Origin of the sequence: Thermosporothrix hazakensis (assembly GCF_003253565.1) — a bacterium.
GTDB classification, from domain to species: domain Bacteria; phylum Chloroflexota; class Ktedonobacteria; order Ktedonobacterales; family Ktedonobacteraceae; genus Thermosporothrix; species Thermosporothrix hazakensis.
Genome location: NZ_QKUF01000012.1, coordinates 19,082 through 38,373, shown reverse-complemented (window position 1 = coordinate 38,373; position 19,292 = coordinate 19,082). Strand labels below are relative to the sequence as shown.

Sequence of the window (19,292 nt, the reverse complement as noted above, 5' to 3'; positions counted from 1 at the left end):
TTAGAAGAGCTCTTCTGGATGCTCTTCAACCATCATGTGTACAAATTCACCGAAGAGGCTGTTTGCCCACGCGAACCATGCACGCGAGAATCGGGATGGATCGTCCGGGTGGAAGCTCTCATGCATATAGTCAGTATCTGCGGTAGTGGTCTCAAGCATGTGAAGCAGCTCTTTGCGCTCTTCGGCGCTGGTAGAGGTGAGCCCTTGCATGCTAAGCGCGATATGCCAGATAAAGCCATGCTCGGTGTGCGGGCTGCCGATGCCGCGAGCCAGCTTCCCTTCAAAGTAATAGGGGTTCTCCTTGCTCAGGATGAAGCGGCGTGTGTTCTGGTAGATCGGGTCATCGACTGGTCGATAGCCAAGATACGGGATCGAGAGCAGGCTTGGCACATTCGCATCATCCATCAGATTGTAGTTGCCGTAGCCATCGGTCTCGTAGGCGTAGATGCGACCGAAGCGCGGGTGATTGACGATGCCATAAGTCTGGATGCCGTGCTCGATGTCCTTCCGCAAACTTTCGGCCTGTAGAGCCAGCTCGCTATCATGGTAGACTTTGTTTGCCAGCTCGATCATGTAGCCGAGAATCACGACAGCAAACATGTTCGCCGGGACCAGATAGCCGAACGTGCAGGCGTCATCGCTTGGGCGGAAGCCGCTCCAGACCATGCCAGTAAAGTTGGTGCGGGTGCCTTTGCCCTCAAAGGGAAGCGTATCGGTAGCGGGACCAACATTCCGAATAAAGCGGTACTCTGAGCGGCTATCGTGTTCTTGCTCGATCTTCATTATTTTGATGATTTGCCAGAGCATTGTGTGTACAAGATCGTCGCATACCTGTGGATCGTTGGTGGTTTTCCAGTAGGTATAGAGCAGCTTCACGGGATAGCAAAGCGAATCGAGCTCGAATTTGCGCTCCCAAACCCAGTGGCCTGCCGGTGGGAGGTCGGCCTTGTGGAAGCCATTGTTGTTTGCTTCGCGGTTAAAGGCATTAGCATAGGGATCTTTCAGAATGTAGGAGGCCTGGCGGCGGATCACGCCACGCAGCATGCGTTGAAGATTGGTATCCTCGTTTGCCAGTTTGATATAGGGATTGACCTGTGCTGAGGAGTCACGCAGCCACATGGCTGGAATGTCGCCGGTAATCACAAATGTGGTGCTGTCATCGAGCTCCTCGACAGTGGTTTCAAGGGTATTCGGGAAACATTGCGCAAACATCTGCGCGAGATGTGGACGATGTTCGAGTTTTTGGCGGATGGTCTGTATGAGTGAATCAACAGACTGATAATGTGTCACGACTTCTCTTTCTACCTTCCTGAAGAATATCTTGTTCGCCAGAAATAGTGAACAATGTGAACAATGCCTGACCGTTCAGCCAAGCATTGTTATAGTATAGCCATCTCGCTCTTGAATTGCCAGTGCCGCTTGTGGCCTGGAGCCGCTAGCGATATTGATTGCTATCATTCGTTTTCGGGTTGATGATCTGACCGAAGCCGCTTTCTGGCTTGCCTTTCCCCTTTGCCGCTGTCTTTTCGGCTGCTACATCTGGGTGTTCAGGCTGCTTGCTTGCCTGCTCCTGGTCTTTGCCCGTTGCCATTTCGCGGATCTTCTCCGGGCGCGGAGGCAGGTAGCCGGGTGCTTGCTCTTTTTTCTGCTGCTTTTCGTCTGCCATCGTTGTCTGCTCCTTTCCAGCCATCTTTTTTTGCTCTCGGGCAAAATTGGCTGTTTTTTGTGTCCCCAAATGGCAAGTCCATCGTATCTAATAGTAGAGAATGAAATGTGGCTGCATGCCAGCATTATCTTGTACGTTTTCTATAGACACGTTCGGGACGAAGCGACGTTTCAGGGCGGGCGCTATTCGCTTTTTGTGGGATCATCGCGCTGACTGGCGGAACCTATGAAGGAGGAATGAACCCGCTCCCCGACGCGTCGGGCTGAAAATGGATGTATACAATCTCAGAGCAAAAGAGAATATTTGCTTGAGAAGCATAGAGATAGAGGAAGAATATGGTTGAAACACGGAAAGCTATCTTTATTCATAGTCCGGGGTCGGGGCGCTCGGATGAACTGGACAACGCACTTAACATGCTGCAAGATGCTGGCATTGAGATTGTGGAAAAGGCTGCAATTGATGAGCTTGAGGACAAAGATCGGCTTGCTCAACGCTGGATAGAGGCCGGTGCAACGATCACGATTGCTGCGGGTGGCGATGGACTGGTAAGCGGCGTGACAGGGATGATTGCGGGTCATGAACTGGCACTCGGTATTATGCCGCTTGGTACTGCGAACGATGTCGCACGTTCGATTGACATGCCGCTTGATCTCAAGGAGGCGGCAGAGGTGATCGCGCATGGACCAGTGCGACAGCTTGATCTCGGGGTGATGCTTCCAGGAGAGGCAACTTCTTCGCTTGCGTCTGACGAGTTGTTAAAGCAAGGAAAGCCCTTTGCCCATGCGCTGACAATGGGTTTTCATGCCCATTTTTCGACTCTGGCGACAGATAAGGAACTACGCGAGCAGTTTGGCAAGCTGACGTATCCCGTTGCTATTATGGAGGCCGTCAAGAACTATCAGCCAACCGAGATTGAACTGCGTTTTGATGGTCTGCTGATCCGTGAGCGGCCCGATGCACAACCGAAACAGATGGAGCAATCAGTTACGTTGCGCTGTAAAGCGGCACAGGTCACTATCGCGAATGCAAATGTGTTCTGGGGTGCATTGGAAGCGACATTGCCGGGTGAGAATAGCTTGCGCGATGGCCTGCTTGATGTCGTTGTGATGGAGGATGCCCGGCTCGATCAGTTGCTTGTGCGCATTACGCGCTTCTTTAGCCGAACAGAACATACCTTTGTTGACCATGACGATGAATGGCATGCCCGGTATCCGGAGTTGCTGCGCGCTGAATTGACCGATATTCCTGGAATGCATCATCTGAAAGCGCGTGGAGTGCAGGTACGTACGCGCGATGGAAGCTATGATGTTGCGCTCGACGGCGAAGTGTGTGCAAAGACACCGCTCTGGGTGCGCGTTCTTCCGCGTGCGCTGCCTGTGATTGTGCCTGAGCAGAAAAGAGAGCAGGCCTGAAGACCTGCTCTCGATACAGTACACCGTGGCAGTGAAGGGAGTTATCTGGCTGCCTTTCCAGATGGTTTCTCCGAAGAATGGCCCGCCTGATGTGGCTGTAGCGTGTCTTCAAGCGACTCGGCGATATGTCGTGCCTCTTTGAGAGCGATGCTCTCGCGCTCGTTCTCGAAGTCCGCTCCCAGATCTCCCGGTTTCCCTTTGACTAGACAGGCAAGTGCTGCAATCAGACAGGCGACAGCGGAGACATAGAATGCGATGTTCAGCCCGAACATAAAGGGGCCCGCAATGGTGTTCGGGAAGAAGCTCTTTCCGAGTAGCTCGGCCTGATTGGCTGCTGGCAACTGATGCAGGATTGAAGGTGTCAGCAGCGTTTGCATCGGGTTGTAGCCGAGGAAAGCTGCGAACAGGGCGGCAATCGGCGGCAGGTGCGCGATCTGGTGTGCAGTCGCTGCGGCAATGCTGTTTTGCATCAGGCCCTTAGAGAGAGCGTCAGGCAGCGACGCCGACAGACCGGCTGTCACGATGCTGAAGAACATGGTCATACTGATCACGTTCGCGGCGTTCATAAAGGTCGAGCGCATGCCGGAAGCCGCTCCACGCTGGTTTGCTGGAACGCTGTTCATTATCATGGCCGCGTTTGGTGAGGCAAACAGTCCCTGTCCAACGCCCATCAATACCAGGATCAGCGCGAACCAGATGTAGTCAAAGTTGGGTGGAAGCAGCGTCAGCAGAATGAAACCAACTACCTGAAGCAGCATTCCAACGGTTGCGAAGATTCGCGCCCCGAAGCGATCCGAGAGCATACCGCTGATTGGACCCATGATGATGAAGCCAAGCATCAGCGGCAGCATATAGATCCCCGCCCATAATGGCGTATCTTCGTAGCTGTAGCCGTGCAGCGGAAGCCAGATTCCCTGTAGCCAGATGATCAGGATGAACTGAAGACCACCACGCGCCAGACTTGACAGGAACTGGCTGAGATTCCCATAGGAGAACAGACGATTCTTGAAGAGAGATAGGCGGAACATCGGGTCCGGAACACGCAGCTCGATCACGATAAAGGCGACGAGCAGCAGCACCCCGAGCGCCATTGTGACGATCACAAAGGGATTCGTCCAGCCCATCGGGTCGTTTCCATAGGGCTCAATGCCGTAGGTCGCGCCGATCAGCAGGATGGTCAGGCCCAGAAAGAAGGTGATATTTCCAGCCCAGTCGATATGTTGCTTGCCTCCGCTCTGGCTGGTCTCGCGCAATTGGAGATAGGCCCAGATGGTGCCGAAGACGCCGAATGGTACGCTGACCAGAAAGACCATCCGCCAGTTAATTGCGGCGAGTAACCCGCCAAGAATCAGGCCGATGATCGAGCCAAGCACCGCCGATATCTGGTTGATACCAAGCGCCATACCACGCTGCTGGATGGGGAAGGCATCGGTCAGAATAGCGGTACTGTTGGCAAAAAGAAAACTCGCTCCAACAGCCTGGACGAGTCGGAAAATAATCATCTCAACCGCGGCCATATTGCCTGAGCCGGGAGTGATAAAGAGAAGAATACTTCCAACAGTGAAAACAGCAAAACCAAGATTATACAGCTTGACGCGCCCGAACATATCTGAGATACGACCAAGCGAGACCACAAGCGTGGCCGTAATAATCATATAACCGAGGAGAAGCCAGATGAAGTAGGGTGTTTCTTCGGGTGCGAGTGGATTGATACCAATTCCGTTAAAGATTGCGGGTAATGCGATGAGAACAATACTGGAGTTAATAGTTGCCATCAGGGTTCCCAGGGTTGTATTTGACAGCGCTATCCACTTATACCCCGGGCCGGGGGCGGCCTTTGCCTGCCTGCTTAACGTCATTCCACACTCCTTTCACGCCACCTGAGCAACAACCTGGAGAAGCAGGTTGTTGCTGGCAGTACATTTTGTAATTGTTGGTTGATTCCTTCCATCCTCACTCCTTTGTAGCATGCTGAGGAGCGGCACTTCTGGAAATGCCTGCTCACACATAGTCATAGAGAGATATGCATATTCATAAATGATAAAAAATGCGGCGTGCAGACCTCAGCAGTCGGAATCGTTGGAACTGAAAATTGCCTCGCTTTTCCCGCTGAAGGCGCACGAAAGGTGAGTTGATGGAGTTTTCTACAATCGTCTGTCGCATATAGGAAAGTCGAGTTTTCCTTCCCCTCCTCTATTGTACTCTTGCTCCCTGATAAAATCCAATATATACTTACATATGAAATTGATAGGATGACATGTATAGATTCACTGGGATATGGTATGGATCTGCTTCAATTGCGCTATTTTCAGACTGTGGCTCGTCTTGAGCATATCACAAAGGCGGCGCGGGAACTCTCGATTGCACAGCCATCACTCAGCCAGACTATTGCACGGCTAGAAGAGGAACTGGGGGTTCCTCTCTTTGATCGAGAGGGGCGGCGCATTCGCCTGAATCGCTTTGGCAGGGCTTTCTTGCACCACATTGATCGGGCGCTCAAAGAGATCGAGGCAGGTAAGGCAGAGGTGGCTGACCTCGCTGGCCTGGAACGGGGACAGGTAACGCTCGCGTTCACCCTGACGCAGCTTGTGCCCGATCTTCTCAGTGCTTTTCTGGCGCAATATCCACAGGTCCATTTTCGGCTCTTCCAGCAGCATTCCCCTCAGCAGGCGCTGTATCAGCTTGAAAACGGTGAAATTGACCTCTGTATTTCGTCGCCGCCGATCATGCATCCCGGCATAGAAAGCGCTCCGCTCTTCACCGAAGAAATTTTCCTGGTTGTGCCACGCACGCACCGGCTGGCCACGGAGGAGAGCGTCAGGCTGCAAGATTTCGCACATGACCCCTTTATCGGCCTCAAGTCGGGTGATAGCTGGCGCGAACTGACCGATAGCTTCTGTCATCGGGCGGGCTTTGAGCCAGTTGTGGCGTTTGAGGGCGATGAATGGGGAACCATTCGCGGGCTGGTCAAGGCCGGGTTGGGCGTTGCTTTCCTGCCTGCTTCCTCATGGACGGGACTGTATGAGCCAGATGTTGCGTTGATGCGTATTGAAGAGCCGCTCTGTATGCGTCGGGTCGGGCTGGCATGGCGCGAGGAGCGTTATCTATCGCTGGCTGCCCGAAGCTTTCGGTATTTCGTCATTGAGTATTTTTCGCAACTCGAACGAAGCGGCCTGTTTAGCGCTGTTTCCTGATGTGTGGTGCTGGCTTCTGGCGCAGATCATAGAGGGGCCGCCCGGCTCGGGAGATGATAAAGGCGGCAAGCGTCTGAACAACCTCCTCATATTGGTGGGGGCTCTGGAGCGCTTTTCCCGCGAAGGTGAAACGGTGCGCGGCCCGGGGATCAAGCGTGGCATGCCAGTAGATGACGTTTTCCCCGTCGGATAGCTCAAAGCCGTATTGCGTTTTCCACTCCTGTGGGTTGGAGAATGGCAGGATAGTGACCATCGCGAAATAACGAACATCCTTCCAGCGCATCGATACGGTATCGCTTCCGTAGCTGGCGACGATCATGTCACGCGTGACCTTGAGCGAAGGCCAGATGTAGCGCTCCGCCACCGATTTCTGAACCCGGGACGCCGCAGTGAGTGTCAGCACGAGTAGAACAACGCTGAAAAGTATCGGCAGCGAGAGTAACCAGGCGGGCAGATGTTGCAGCCCGATAAGCAGCCCGACTCCTCGTAACACCAGGAGGAAGCCGAACACTGCGCAAACCCCAATGGTCTGGATGAGGGAGAGTGGCTTGAGAGCTGACTTGAGCGCGAATGGCTGCGGAAGCGAGCTCAGCGACACATCTGAGAGTGGCGCTGCGAGCAATTGCGGATCTCGCTTGAGCGCTTTCTGTCGTAAGACATGCAGGTTTCGCTTCTCGGTGGAGTGCCGTTTCAGCAGATAGAGCGGGAATGCGACTCCCAAAAGCAGCCAGAACAGCCCAAAAACTGCCAGAAAGAGCAGCGCAGGGGAGAAGAGCGTTCTGAAGGTCATATAGTCATAGGCATAATTTGCGTCCAGCAACACACCAGCAAGCAGCAGACCTCCAAAGAGGGCGTAGATTAACGCACTCCATAGATAGATTTCTCTGAGAGGATGGTATCCCCGAAACATTATCTTCTCCTTTCCTGCGTTTTATGTCCATTTCCACTGTTCAAGCTGGTTCTTCTCGTTGATTGCTAGAATAACGCTACTGTCTCCAGTCCAGGCAAGCTTGCGAATGCCCAGGGGCATCTGACCGCGATAGATGCTATCGAGCTGCCGCTGTTGTTGTGTGTCCCAGACATCAATCTTCCAGATATTCGCGTTGCTTTTATATGCAATCGCAAGGTGCATGCCGTCGGGAGCCCAGGCAAAACTGCAATCGCTTCCGATCTCTTTGCTGATCGAAAATGCTCGGCTGCTTGCTGTGTCGAGAATATGCAGTTGGTTGTCGGTGTAGGCGGCGATCTGCTGCCCGGTTGGCGACCAGGCAACGGCTGCTGCGGTGGTAAATTTGCCATCGAAGAACGCTTCACCTACAACCTCATGCCTGGCAACATCCCACACACGCACGCCCCAGTGGTCCTGACCCTCTTCGGGAGCGCTTTGGGTACGTCGCACCAGTAGCGCCAGATAGCGTCCATCCTGGGACCATGCCAGGGTACGGAGCGTGAGCGCCGGCTTCTCTTTCGTACAGACCGGCTGCTTGAGAAGCGGCTTCATCAGGGCTACATCCCAGATTTCAAAGCTGGCAAAACTGACAAAGGCGACGCGCAGAGCGTTGGGTGACCAGATAGCCTGTTGAAAATAGAGGCTTCGATCTCCTGAACGCGCGTAGACCTTGCGCTGCGCCTGCACATCCCAGACAGCGATCTCGTAGCGTTCCTCGGCCTCCTGAGCCTGTTGACAGAGCACATACCTGTTTCCCGGCGACCAGACGATTTCCTGAGTGAGCGGACCCGTTGCCAGCACCCGTGTGATTCTCTGCTGTCCGTAATCCCAGATGCTGACGCGGGCCCCGGCGGACTCTTTCTCCGCCGGATGGATGATCGCGACCGAGGTCAGATCAGCCGACCAGCCAAACGGCGCCCATTGATCCGCTGATGGGAAATCCTTGATTCGGGCGGCAAGTGTGATGCTTTCTGCCAGCTTGCTGACACCCAGTCCACCAAAGAGCAGCGCGGCACCACCGCCAAGCAGGCCCCAGAGCAGCTTTCGGCGATTGGGATGTATGGGCGTGATGGAGGGCTTGTTGTTCTGGCGTGGCTCACCCGCCTGGTCCGCGTGCAGGGGAGCCTGACAGTGCACACAGTGCTGGCTACGAAAGCGGTTGATCGTGCCACAACGACTACAGATAATATTGGACTGCATACTCTTCTCTACTTTTTCGGGGTGCTCTTCCCGATACATACTGGCATGATACAGGTTGCTCAAGAACAAGATGCAAGGCAATGCAATGGCATATCGCCCGGGTACTGTGCTATAGACTACTGCAAATTGACTGAAAAATCCAGTCTCTTGATGGTGCAAGCCCAAAAAAAGGGACCGAACCGTTACAGGTTCGATCCCCAAGAGCTTCTTGATGATGCGGGTCACCAGCGTTAGCGACCAAACTTCGCCTTTTCCATCTTGCGCAGCGGATAGTACAGAATGGAAGCGACGATCACGGCCAGCGGGAACCCGATGTCAGCGTCGGCCAGCAGATGAGATAGCGGTCCCTCGTAGCCGATCACCGATGCCTGGTTGATTCCCAGGACGGCGATACCAATGCTGATGATGAAGGTGACAAGAGCCGCGATACCAACCGGAAGCTTGCTCGGGTTGTCGCAATCCTCGACGGGATATGCTCCCTTGCGCATTGCGTGCTCGATCAGGATGATCGGGGTCCAGACACCAAGCCAGTAGGCGATCAGCAGCAGGAAGCCCTGCAAATTCAGGCTGAAGTTGCCGTGCAGGACGAACGCCAGTCCGGTGTAGGCCAGCGCACCAACCGCAGTGAGAATCCAGCGCTTGACCGATTTCAGGCCGAGCACCTGCATCGATAGGCCGAAGCTGTAGTCACTGAGCACGTTGTTCGCGATCACGCTGAGTGCGAGCAGCAGTAGCACGACTGTGGTGAGAGCGTTCTGCCCGAGCGCGTTGATGACCAGATCGCCGACTGTATCCCCCTTGACGCCTGTGGTGAGCAGCAGACCGATGACCTCAAGCAGGACACAGGGAATCATGATACCCAGAAATGAGTAGGTGAAGACCCTGCGCGATGAAGCGGAGGCGGGCATGTGGCGGGTGTAGTCTGCCGCGTAGGAGGACCAACCGATTGCGTTTCCGAAGATTGCGCCACCAAATGTCAGGATCCCCGAGAAAATCATCATGCCACCCTGAGCAGTCATTGGCTGGTTGATGTTGAAGTGGGGAGCCGCAGCGATGGCGATGTAGAGGTAAATGGCGATGACGGGAATCCAGGCGAAGCGCTCAAAACTGTGGACGATAAAGTAGCCGAAAATACTGATAAGAGCAACGATAACGATGATACAGAGCAGGGCAACCCACCAGGGAATTGCGTTTCCGGTCACTGAGACGATCAGGTCTGCACCGAGTGAGGCGTTGACGGCGCTCCAACCGATACACGCCAGACAGTTGAGCAGGGCGGGCAGTTTGATCACGTAGGGACCGAAGGAGAACTGAGCCAGCGGGATCTGGGCAAGGCCGGTCTTGGGACCAAGCGTCGTCATAAAGGAGACCGGAATAACTGCCAGTGCGTTAAAGACCAGGATCACGGCCAGCGACAGCCAGAAACCAAGCCCGTAATAAATATTCAGCATTCCGATAGCAACCGTAGCGACGACCGCGTTTGAGGAAAGCCAGATCCACATGGTATCCCGGAGTTGCGTATGCTGACGATCATCTTCAGGCACTCGCTCAATGCCGATTGCCTCGAATGCTGTCGATTTTTCCGGGGTCTTTTCCGATGAAATGCTAGACATGGTTACGTGCAACACGCCTTTCTAAATACTTAGAAATGCCAGTAATGAAAATGATGAGGACAGAACGCGCATCCCGACTTCTACGGAAAGTAGAAGCCCGATACTCGAATCAGCCCGTCAAATGAACAAAAAGTTCATAAGTCAAATGATACTGGATAGACAGCATAGAGAAAAAGAGTTTACAAATTAGCAGGCATTCTTCAGGGTTATGAAGAGCCGTCACAATACATAGTACCAGTATATTGGTATTATTGCAATGGGTACTTCGGGATAGGTAGATACGAATTTCCCCCTATTCTTGACAAAAATGATAGTTTGCAGGCATTCTGTTAAGGGTGTAAACTATGAGGGAGGCTAGAGTAATGGTAAAATGTGTAATATGGCATTTCTTCCAATGATAAAAAAACTCCTATTACATCAATATTTTTTACATAGCCTTTTCCTGAAATGTGTACGCTTGTTTTGTAAATTGACGTTCTCAGCTTTTTGTGTATCTGCTCAAGGAGAGCTGTACGTATGTTTAACCCACAAAACGGACAGGATCGCGCCCCTCAGGCACCCTTGCGCCCGGGTGGCGGCCAGTTCTCTGCCCCCAAAGCGCCTCCCTTGCCCGGAAGAGGAGCTGCCGGTGCAGTGCCTCGTCACTTTATTGTGCGGCATCTCTGGTTTATGGGCGCTTTCTTTATCCTGTTCCTGGCCTATCTGATTTTTCTGCAAACGCGCAGTGATATTACGCAAAATACAGTCCTGCGCGGTATCAGTGACCTGTTTGTGCTGACTGGCGCCGTGATTGGTGCGGTAACCAGCCTCTATGTGGCCCTCTTCAAGGTGCGTAAGGCTCATCAAACCTCGCCAGGGGTAATGACCGGGCGCGGTTGGATTGCCTGGACCTTCATTGGTGCTGCTATCACCTCGTATGCAATTGGACAGGCTATCTGGACCTGGTATGATTTCTCGGTTCCTTCTGAACTTCTGCCTTATCCTGCCGCTTATGATATCTTCTACATTCTGGTGTATCCTTTGAGCTGGGTGGGTGTGGCGCTGCTGATTCCGCGTAGCAGTTCAGGGGCACAGCGAACGCGTCTGCTGATTGATGCCGGTATTGCTGTTGCCTCTATTGTTGCTATCTCCTGGTATTTTGTGCTCGGACCAAGAATCGCGGTGTTAAGTGGTTCGCTCAATGCCAAGATTGTCAGCCTTGCCTACCCGATCGGTGACCTGTCGCTCTGTATCGCAGCGGCTCTGCTGTTGTTCGGCATCTCAGGTGGGCATACGCTGCGCTCCTCGATTCGCTGGTTGACGATTGGTGTTACCTGGCTGGCTATTACCGACTTCCTGTATGGCTATCTTCAGATGGTGGGTACCTACCATACAGGCCTGATACAGGATATTGGTTGGCCAATGAGCTGGCTGTTTCTGGCCCTGGCCGCCTATGAGTACACACGCGACCTTGCCTCGCTGACCGGGCAGCGCGTTGAGGATGCTTCAACGTCTGGCAGACTCAGCACTGTGAGTGCCGTCAGCCGGGCAATTGCCCCGACGCTCCTGGCTGTGCTGACCTGTGCGCTGCTGATCTTCGGTGTGGCGATCCCCGGCAACGCGCCGTTTGTGCAGGTGTTTATTGTCTGTGCCGCACTCTTGCTCTTCCCGCTTGTGCGTCAGATATTGACGATCATCGATAACATGCTGCTGAATGAGCGCTTGCGCACGGCTCTGGACCAATCACAGCAGGCTTTCCAGCAGAGTCAGCAAGACCTGCTGAATACAAGCATGCGTGCGGAGCAGTATGAGGAGCTGCGTGCCGGTATCGAAAACATTCAGGCAGTGCATGCACAACTGGCAAAAGGAGATCTCAGTACACGAGCGGAGGCTGAGGGACCGCTGGCCCCTGTCGCTCACAGTCTGAACCTGCTGATTGAGCGTATGAACCGCTGGGCTCAGTATGCGCAGGTCAATAAGACGCTGGAGCAGGAAGCGACCTTGCTCAATCGCGTGCTGGAGAATCTGAGCGAAGGAAACGTGACCGTATCGCTTCCCACCGCTCGGAGTGGTCGTTCAACGGGTCATGCGCTGCTGGCTGTCATGCGTTTGCAGAATCGCCTGACAATGCGTTTTGGCCGCTTGCGCGATCTGGCTGATCTGGCGCAGAAGAATTGCCTGATGACCGCCGAGGTAATTCAGCGCTTGAAGCAGGTATTGCAGAGTGGAAGCTTCTCGCGAGAGCAGGCGATAGCACTTCAGGAGGGCGTTCAGCTTTTCGAGCGCAGGCTTGCGAATATGCAGCAGTTGATGCAGGAGTTGCGCCAGCAGGTAGATCTCTATCATCAACCCTCGCATCCCGATGGGGTTGAAGGCCGACTGATTGGCGGCAGATAAGCCGTGTTTATGAGGGAGTGCATTCAATGCTGGTAAGAGAGAGGATAGCATCTAGATCATGATGATGTGTCTGAATCCTCAAGGTGCTCATCGCAACGAATATGCTATGCCGGGGAGCAGAATATGCATGTTTCCCGGCTGCGGTTATCTTTTGCATGGAGCCCGATTTGATCGCTGGAGAGTGACCACATTGCTTGGTCGCTCCTCTGTGGCTGATCTCTATGGCGCTGTAGTAATGCCCGAGGTAGGAAGCAGCCTTCCTCTATATGATAAAGTATTGATAAAGGTGTTGCGTTCACCCCGTCCCGACGCTATTCCTCAGGTTGAACGACTGGTTCAGTTGAAACACCCCTACATTCACCCGATTGTGGCCGGGGGACTGGTTGAAAATGATAACACCCTGTACTTGCTTGTTCCCTTCGAGGAGCGAGGAAACCTGTGGCCCTATACCCGACAGGACCGGCGGCTTCCTACGGGGATGGTTGCAAACCTGATGCGTCAGCTTGCCGAGGGCTTGCAATATGCCCACGATCAGGGGATTGAGCATGGGCGAATCAAGCCTGAAAACTGTCTGGTTGTTACGCCATCGAAGGTGCAGTTGAGTGATTTCTATAACCTGCTGCTCGCCCGAGAGGCGCTATCGTTCGGGCAGATTGACCCAACCGCTGATATTGCCGCGTTGGCGTTGCTCGCGTATCAGTTGTTCAGTGGCGCGCATCCCTTTTCGGGGGCGCTTCCTATGCCCGGAAGAAGCATGTCAGGCGTGCTCTATCGTCCACTGAGGGAGTTCCGCGCTGACCTTCCGCCCCAGATTGATGAAATATTGCAGCGAGCCCTGATGCCCTCGGGATATGACCGCTTCCCGCGCGTCAGCGTCTTCGCGCAGGCCCTTCATCAGGCTGTCGAGGGACGAAAGAGTACAAGCGGGCCGATGGCCTTTCCGGTACAGACGCGCTCCTCTTCTCAGGAACTCGCGTCCAGCTTCCGCAAGCAGGTTGTGGGGCCGCCGCAGAAGATTATCGAGCTCTGCCAGCTTCCGGGACACACATCACCGATTCGCACGATGGCCTGGGCCAGCGATGGCACGCACCTTGCTTCGGCCTGCGATGATCCAAACATTCGCCTCTGGCGTATCAGGCAGCGCATTGGCACGCCGCTTGGCATGCTGAGCGGCCACACGGCGAAGGTGCTGGCGCTGGAATGGTCTCCGCAGGGGGAAGTGCTGGCATCGACATCCGCTGATGGAACGGTGCGGCTCTGGGACGCGCTTGCCCCGGTTGTGTCTGCTCGTGCGCGGGCGGCCTGGCTCGGGCATGATGGCGCAATCCCGGCTCTGTGCTGGTCGCAGGATGGCACCTATCTTGCGACGGGTGGCGCTGATCGCGCTATTCGGATCTGGCAGATGGGTGGCGATGTGCTGGCGGCCTGGATTGCTCATGGTCGTGGCGGCGTCACCGCGCTTTCCTGGTCTCCTGACGGTCGATTTGTGGCCTCGGGAGGAGCCGATCAGGCGGTATATGTGTGGGATCCGGTGAGCGGAAACCGTGTCTTCAGCCTTGTTGAACATAGCGACGAGATTCGTACCATTTCGTGGAGTCCTGATGGCTCATTTCTGGCAACGGTGGCCGGGAAGAAAGATCAGCGCGTTTGCCTGTGGAGTACCCAAAACGGCCAGTTGCTTGCTCAGTTACGGGGCCATGCGCGAGAAGTGGTGGGCGTCTTCTGGGATCCTCGTCAGGCGAACTGGCTTGCAACTATCGGTGCTGACCGCACGCTCCGCTTCTGGAGCACACGCAATCCTGTACCGGGGACACCGCTCCATGCGTTGCAGCTTCCTGTGAGTGTGAGCGCGAGTGCAGGCCCGACCGGCACGTACATGCTTGCGCTTGGCAAGGAAGATATGCAGGTAGGCATCTTCCAGCTCTCCTAGTTGAAAGAAACAATTGCTAGAAAGGCAATACGTATTTTTATGGGGAATACTTTCACCTATGCTTGTTCGGTCTATGGGGTACAGCTTTCCACTGCGGAGCGTCGCACCCTGATTCAGGTGGCGCGTGGCAAGCACCCGGCCGATCTGGTATTTCGGAACGGTCGCATTGTGAATGTCTTTACCAACGAGATCTATGAGGCGGACGTTGCGGTCTGGAAGGGCTATATTGCTGGTGTTGGCCCGCAGGGCGCGTACAACGGCGAGCGCGTGATTGATCTGGAGGGACAGTATCTGGTTCCCGGGTTGATCGAGGCTCACACGCATGTTGAAGATGCGCTGCTGGTTCCGGGTGAGTTTGCCCGGGCGCTTGCACCACACGGCACGACAACCTGTATCAGCGACCCGCACGAGATTGCCAATGTATCCGGTATGGTGGGCATGCGCTGGATGCTTGAGGCTGCGAAAGGGATTCCGTTGCGCTTGATGTTCACGCTGCCTTCCTGTGTGCCCGCAAGCCCGTTTGAGAATGCTGGTGCGTCACTGAAGGCCGAGGATTACAGCGAGATTGCTGGTGAGCCCCGAATTGCCTCTGTGGGCGAGGTGATGAACTATCCTGGTGTGCTTGAGGGCGACAAGGTGCTGCTTGATATGATCGAGCTCGGGAAGCCGGGCAAGTTCGCACAGCGTGGTCTGGCGGTTGATGGACACTCGCCCGAGCTCTGCGGGCTGGATCTTTGCGGCTATGTCGCTGCCGGGGTTGAGGCTGACCATGAAGCGGTTTCGGCTCAGGAGGCTCTGGAAAAGGTGCGCCTGGGTATGTGGCTCTGGATTCGTGAGGGCTCAACGCGCAACCTGGATGATCTGCTCCCGGTTGTGCTGGAACATCTACCGGAGCGCTCTGGCTTTGTCGCTGATGATCGTACTCCTGGCGACCTGCTGCGTGATGGCGACCTGGATCATATCATTCGGCTGGCGGTCAAAAAGGGACTTGATCCGATTCAGGCGATCAAGATGTGCAGCCTGCATCCCGCGACCTATTTTGGCTTCCGTGATCGCGGTGCGATTGCTCCCGGCTATCTGGCTGATCTGCTGGTTGTACCTGATCTGCATGACTTCCGTCCGCGTCAGGTCTATGTCGGTGGTGAGCTGATTGCAGAGAATGGTGTTGCGCTCTTTGAGGCTCCTGCGCTGCCCGCCAACTGGGAAGAAACGGTCGGGAAGACGGTGCAACTGCGTGATTTCAGCGTTGAGCGGCTGCGCCTGTCTGGCTCCAGCGGCAAAGCCCATGTGATCGGTCTGGTGAAAGATCAGATTGTGACGGAAGATCTCTTGCTTGATGTCACTGCCCGGGATGGTGTGTTGCCGTCCGAGCCGGAACGCGATCTGCTCAAAATCGCCGTCGTTGAGCGCTATGGCCGTGGACGCGTTGGGGTCGGTCTGCTGCATGGTCTGGGGCTGAAATCGGGCGCTATCGCCTCTTCTGTGGCCCATGACGCACATAATATTGTGGTGGTTGGCTGCAATGACGAAGATATGGCGCTGGCGGTCCGCGAGATTGAGCGGCTACAGGGCGGTCTGGTGATTGTGGACAATGGGCAGGTGGTTGATAGCTTGCCGCTGCCAGTCGCGGGCATTATGTCGCCGTTGCCTGTGGAGGAGGTTGCCGAGAAACTGGAGCAGCTTGATCGCAAGGTTGCCGAAATGGGCGTCGGGATCTCGCATCCGTTCGGCTTCCTGTCATTCCTGGCCCTGAGCGTGGTGCCGAAGCTGAAAATCACTGATCTGGGCTTGCTTGATGTTGATGCATGGGAGATCATTTCGATTCAATAGCTCTAAGAGAAGTTTTGAGGGAGTACGACAGGTACTCCCTCTTCTTTTGTGCTGACAGGCCAGTTTCTTCGGCTGGATATGACTTTTCGCCATGAATATCCCCTTCTCTCTCTTGAGCGTTGTATACTGAAAAAACGGCTTGATCAAGAAGAGAGAGTGTGAGGCGATACTATGGCTCGGAGTCTGACTGTCTATCATCTTTCGTTTACAACTGAAACGGTCACGCCGCTTGAGACCGACGAGCATTGTGGCGCGGCATTACGTGGTAATGTCTATGAGTCGGTATGGAGGCGCTTTTGTACGAATAAGGCCTCGCCTTCCTGCGCTGCCTGTGAGTTGCACACGGCTTGCCCGGTAAGCGCGCTGGTGGCGCCCCTGCGTGAGGAAAATACCTGGGGACGTGACGTGCCTCGCCCTTACCTGATGATGCCGCCGCTCGAGGGTGCGCGTCGTTATGAGACGGGTGAGCGCTTTCGCTTTGGGATGACGCTCTTTGGCTCGATTATTCGGCTGCTGCCCTATATCATGATAGCTGTGCCCGGCATCGAGGCGGCGGGCGTGGGCAAGCGCATACAGGAGCTTGAGGGCAGGCGGGGACGCTTTGAGGTTTGCACGGTCGAGAGCCATCACCTCTTTACTGGAGAGCGTCAATTGCTGTATGAGAGGGGAACGGTTGTAGCGGTGCAGCCGGCGCTTGCTATCACAGCGGAGGATGTCCGGGCTCGCGCGGAGCAGTTTCACCCCGAGCGCCTGACCGTGCATTTTCTGACGCCAACCCGCATCGTGGATAAGGAGCATCTGGTGCGGCGTCCGACCTTTCGCCCTCTGGTGCAGCGCTTGCTTGAGCGCCTGATTGCACTTGAAGAGGCGTATGGCGAGGGCGTGGAGTCGTCATATGCACGTATGAGTTCAGAGGAGCGGCGGCAATTGTTGGCGCGTGCAGAGGAGGTGATATGTTGCGAGGATGCGACATACTGGGATGATCTGAAAAGCTACTCCCGGCGGCTCGGGCGCAAGACGCCGCTTGGAGGCTTTGTCGGGCGCGTGACCTTTACGGGTGAACTCATCCCTTTTCGGGAGCTGCTGGCCTGGGGCGAGCTGATTCATGTTGGTAAAAGCTGCGTCAAGGGTAATGGCTGGTACCGGATTGAGGGATAGCCGTTTGATCCGCTCAGGATACTGGCAGGCGTCTTCATTGATAACGCTACATCGTGTTTTTCCCGCTTGCTTGACGGTGTAGTGTTTTTCTGGTATGCTCGACGAAATAATTCTCAAAAACGAGAAGTACAGAAAAGGGGGTGATAGTCATGATTTTGCATCAGCTAAACCTCAGATCGAGTTACTATTGTTCTTCACACAAGGAGCAAAAACATGAAATTACATCCCCTGACTTCAGAGCAGTTGGAGACATTTCTTCAGCTTGCCGTCCCCTCTGAGCATGTGGAGGATGTGCGGCGCTATGTTGAAAATATGCTCGCACGCGATTCGATGCGCCTTGACTGGTGTTTTCTGGTCGAGGATGCGGGCTCACTGATTGGTACCGTCGCCTTCTGGAAACTTCCCTCACAGCATGTCCCTGCCAGTCTGGTTCTGCTCTCGCTGCCCTGGGAGCGTGAGGACGTATATACCCTCGGAGAGCACCTTTTTGCTCTGCTGCTCCCACAAATGCGATCGCTTGGCGCGAAGATGATTGATCTTGTGATCGATGAGCCCGCCTGCTCTCCCCAGTGGCAGTATGCGCCCGAGCGGAGAAAGGAGCTTTTTCAGCGGCTTTCCTTTCGCCTGGATCGCGTGACCATGCGCTTTGAGCGCTCCGCTGGTGCCCTCCCTCTGGTGCCCGATCGTCTGGTGTTTCGCTCACTGGATGAGGTCGGGGAAGCCGTTTTTATCGATGCGATTGAGCAGGCTTCGGCCCATACCTTTGATCGCTATATCCAGCAAGAGCGGGAGCTTCTGGGGGCAAGGGAACAGGCGCGCATGTTCTTTGAGGATATGCAAAGTATGGAGTACAAGCCGCAATGGTGGAAGGTGGCCTATGTGCCGGATGGAACGCTTGCAGGTTTTGTGCTACCTGCTCTGGCGCCTGCGTTTGGGACGATCGCCTATATCGGCGTGCTGCCCGCGCATCGTGGTCAGGGATACGGATATGATTTGCTTGTGCAGGGCACGCAAACACTGATTGATGCCGGGGCGCATGTGCTGCGAGCCGATACCGATATCAAGAATGAGCCGATGGCGCGTACTTTTCGGCGGGTGGGGTATCGCCAGTTCGCGAAGCGGACTGAGTTCAGCCTGAAGCTTGCCAGCGGGAAATAAATCGCAAGAAGCAAGCTATAAAAACGCTGCTCTCATACCGAGAGCAGCGGGTACACCGGCTCAGAAGCCCTCGAAATGCAGACATTCGGGGGCTACCGAATCCGAGGTGAGTGCTTTTTACTGTTTGGCGCTGCCACCCATGATACGGGTCAGCTTGGTGCCGCAGACGACACAAGCACCTTGCATGGCGGGGCGACCATTTTTCATCGTGATCTGATGAGCATCCTTCATCTCACGTTTCTCTTTGCACTTTACACAATAGGCGGTCTCTGCCATCCTCTTGTTTCCTCCATTTATATAAGCATTCTGGCTTTCAAATAAAAGCCATTTACTACATGGTACGCGATAATTGCCCCGATCAGTTTCATTCGGGGGAAACTCAACCATTTTGGGCTATTCCGTTGCTCAACAGGTTCATGTGGAGGAAAGCGGAACGACTGGTAGTAGAGAAAATTCCACTGCTTATGCAGCATATTTCATAAATAAGATCGTGGATACGTGCCGGGAAACGCGCTCAGAATCACATATGTGCAAGCGTCATTCCAGGGCGAAGGTTGACCGGGCCTTGACAGAAGGGCCCTGACTCGGGTATAGTATAAAATGAAATATTGAGATATGAGTAATATGCTGGTACCGTCGGACAGGCGGAAACCGGTATATGGGTATACCTTACCCTGTCAAACACTTCTGGACACATGGCTGTTCCTTTGCTACCTGGCAGATGGGCGCTATGGGCGTGAAGTGAAAAATCCTCCGCTTTTTATACATCAGGCGGAGTGTGAAAATTGAATATGTATCAAGGACAG

The 19,292-nt window shown here is 54.6% G+C and carries 14 protein-coding genes; 7 read left to right on the top strand and 7 right to left on the bottom strand.

The genetic code is table 11. The features are described from left to right. Positions 1 to 1,290, bottom strand: coding sequence for a glycoside hydrolase family 125 protein (locus tag EI42_RS17155; protein WP_211326225.1), 1,290 nt, complete (start codon positions 1,288 to 1,290; stop codon positions 1 to 3). A 145-nt stretch (positions 1,291 to 1,435) separates the two neighbouring features. After that, entirely contained in the window at positions 1,436 to 1,666 is a 231-nt protein-coding gene (locus EI42_RS17150) for a hypothetical protein (protein ID WP_111323853.1), read from the bottom strand. A 335-nt stretch (positions 1,667 to 2,001) separates the two neighbouring features. Between EI42_RS17150 and EI42_RS17145 the strand changes: the two genes are divergently transcribed. Beyond that, positions 2,002 to 3,078 (top strand): diacylglycerol/lipid kinase family protein, encoded by a 1,077-nt coding sequence (locus tag EI42_RS17145; protein ID WP_111323852.1) that lies wholly within the window; start codon positions 2,002 to 2,004, stop codon positions 3,076 to 3,078. Positions 3,079 to 3,119: 41 nt separating this feature from the next. On the opposite strand, the gene EI42_RS17140 is transcribed toward EI42_RS17145, so the two are convergent. Then, positions 3,120 to 4,937, bottom strand: coding sequence for an MFS transporter (locus EI42_RS17140; protein WP_111323851.1), 1,818 nt, complete (start codon positions 4,935 to 4,937; stop codon positions 3,120 to 3,122). 423 nt (positions 4,938 to 5,360) lie between these two features. Here EI42_RS17140 and EI42_RS17135 point away from each other — a divergent pair, with 423 nt between their 5' ends. After that, entirely contained in the window at positions 5,361 to 6,272 is a 912-nt protein-coding gene (locus EI42_RS17135; RefSeq protein ID WP_111323977.1) for a LysR family transcriptional regulator, read from the top strand. Here EI42_RS17135 and EI42_RS17130 read toward each other — a convergent pair. The 3 genes from EI42_RS17130 to EI42_RS17120 form a co-directional block, all read right to left on the bottom strand. After that, the gene (locus EI42_RS17130; protein ID WP_111323850.1) at positions 6,256 to 7,182 is read right to left on the bottom strand and encodes a hypothetical protein; all 927 of its coding nucleotides are present in this window, start codon (positions 7,180 to 7,182) and stop codon (positions 6,256 to 6,258) included. The two genes, EI42_RS17135 and EI42_RS17130, sit on opposite strands and share 17 nt — an antisense overlap. A 21-nt stretch (positions 7,183 to 7,203) precedes the next feature. Beyond that, positions 7,204 to 8,421, bottom strand: coding sequence for a WD40 repeat domain-containing protein (locus EI42_RS17125; RefSeq protein ID WP_137686018.1), 1,218 nt, complete (start codon positions 8,419 to 8,421; stop codon positions 7,204 to 7,206). Between the two features lie 230 nt (positions 8,422 to 8,651). Next, positions 8,652 to 10,034, bottom strand: a complete 1,383-nt coding sequence (locus EI42_RS17120; protein WP_111323848.1) for a purine-cytosine permease family protein — start codon at positions 10,032 to 10,034, stop codon at positions 8,652 to 8,654. A 516-nt stretch (positions 10,035 to 10,550) separates the two neighbouring features. Here EI42_RS17120 and EI42_RS17115 point away from each other — a divergent pair. From EI42_RS17115 to EI42_RS17095, 5 genes are all read left to right on the top strand, one after another. Continuing rightward, positions 10,551 to 12,410, top strand: coding sequence for a hypothetical protein (locus EI42_RS17115; RefSeq protein WP_111323847.1), 1,860 nt, complete (start codon positions 10,551 to 10,553; stop codon positions 12,408 to 12,410). A gap of 127 nt (positions 12,411 to 12,537) precedes the next feature. Continuing rightward, a complete protein-coding gene (locus EI42_RS17110; protein WP_170142706.1) occupies positions 12,538 to 14,340 on the top strand; it encodes a protein kinase family protein in 1,803 nt (600 codons plus the stop codon). 39 nt (positions 14,341 to 14,379) lie between these two features. Then, positions 14,380 to 16,170: an adenine deaminase gene (ade, locus tag EI42_RS17105; RefSeq protein WP_137686017.1), complete on the top strand. Its 1,791-nt coding sequence runs from the start codon at positions 14,380 to 14,382 to the stop codon at positions 16,168 to 16,170. 171 nt (positions 16,171 to 16,341) lie between these two features. After that, positions 16,342 to 17,328 (top strand): CRISPR system precrRNA processing endoribonuclease RAMP protein Cas6, encoded by a 987-nt coding sequence (gene cas6 / locus EI42_RS17100; protein ID WP_111323844.1) that lies wholly within the window; start codon positions 16,342 to 16,344, stop codon positions 17,326 to 17,328. A 213-nt stretch (positions 17,329 to 17,541) separates the two neighbouring features. Continuing rightward, the gene (locus EI42_RS17095) at positions 17,542 to 18,486 is read left to right on the top strand and encodes a GNAT family N-acetyltransferase (RefSeq protein ID WP_111323843.1); all 945 of its coding nucleotides are present in this window, start codon (positions 17,542 to 17,544) and stop codon (positions 18,484 to 18,486) included. Between the two features lie 117 nt (positions 18,487 to 18,603). Here EI42_RS17095 and EI42_RS32635 read toward each other — a convergent pair whose 3' ends face one another. Further along, positions 18,604 to 18,762, bottom strand: a complete 159-nt coding sequence (locus EI42_RS32635; RefSeq protein WP_170142705.1) for a DUF5679 domain-containing protein — start codon at positions 18,760 to 18,762, stop codon at positions 18,604 to 18,606. Positions 18,763 to 19,292 lie beyond the last annotated feature (530 nt).

Bases quoted from the DNA above. Each gene is read 5' to 3' on its own strand.
- EI42_RS17150 (WP_111323853.1), bottom strand. From the start codon at position 1,666: ATGGCAGACGAAAAGCAGCAGAAAAAAGAGCAAGCACCCGGCTACCTG.
- EI42_RS17145 (WP_111323852.1), top strand. From the start codon at position 2,002: ATGGTTGAAACACGGAAAGCTATCTTTATTCATAGTCCGGGGTCGGGG.
- EI42_RS17140 (WP_111323851.1), bottom strand. From the start codon at position 4,937: ATGACGTTAAGCAGGCAGGCAAAGGCCGCCCCCGGCCCGGGGTATAAG.
- EI42_RS17135 (WP_111323977.1), top strand. From the start codon at position 5,361: ATGGATCTGCTTCAATTGCGCTATTTTCAGACTGTGGCTCGTCTTGAG.
- EI42_RS17130 (WP_111323850.1), bottom strand. From the start codon at position 7,182: ATGTTTCGGGGATACCATCCTCTCAGAGAAATCTATCTATGGAGTGCG.
- EI42_RS17125 (WP_137686018.1), bottom strand. From the start codon at position 8,421: ATGCAGTCCAATATTATCTGTAGTCGTTGTGGCACGATCAACCGCTTT.
- EI42_RS17120 (WP_111323848.1), bottom strand. From the start codon at position 10,034: ATGTCTAGCATTTCATCGGAAAAGACCCCGGAAAAATCGACAGCATTC.
- EI42_RS17115 (WP_111323847.1), top strand. From the start codon at position 10,551: ATGTTTAACCCACAAAACGGACAGGATCGCGCCCCTCAGGCACCCTTG.
- EI42_RS17110 (WP_170142706.1), top strand. From the start codon at position 12,538: ATGTTTCCCGGCTGCGGTTATCTTTTGCATGGAGCCCGATTTGATCGC.
- ade (WP_137686017.1), top strand. From the start codon at position 14,380: ATGGGGAATACTTTCACCTATGCTTGTTCGGTCTATGGGGTACAGCTT.
- cas6 (WP_111323844.1), top strand. From the start codon at position 16,342: ATGGCTCGGAGTCTGACTGTCTATCATCTTTCGTTTACAACTGAAACG.
- EI42_RS17095 (WP_111323843.1), top strand. From the start codon at position 17,542: ATGAAATTACATCCCCTGACTTCAGAGCAGTTGGAGACATTTCTTCAG.
- EI42_RS32635 (WP_170142705.1), bottom strand. From the start codon at position 18,762: ATGGCAGAGACCGCCTATTGTGTAAAGTGCAAAGAGAAACGTGAGATG.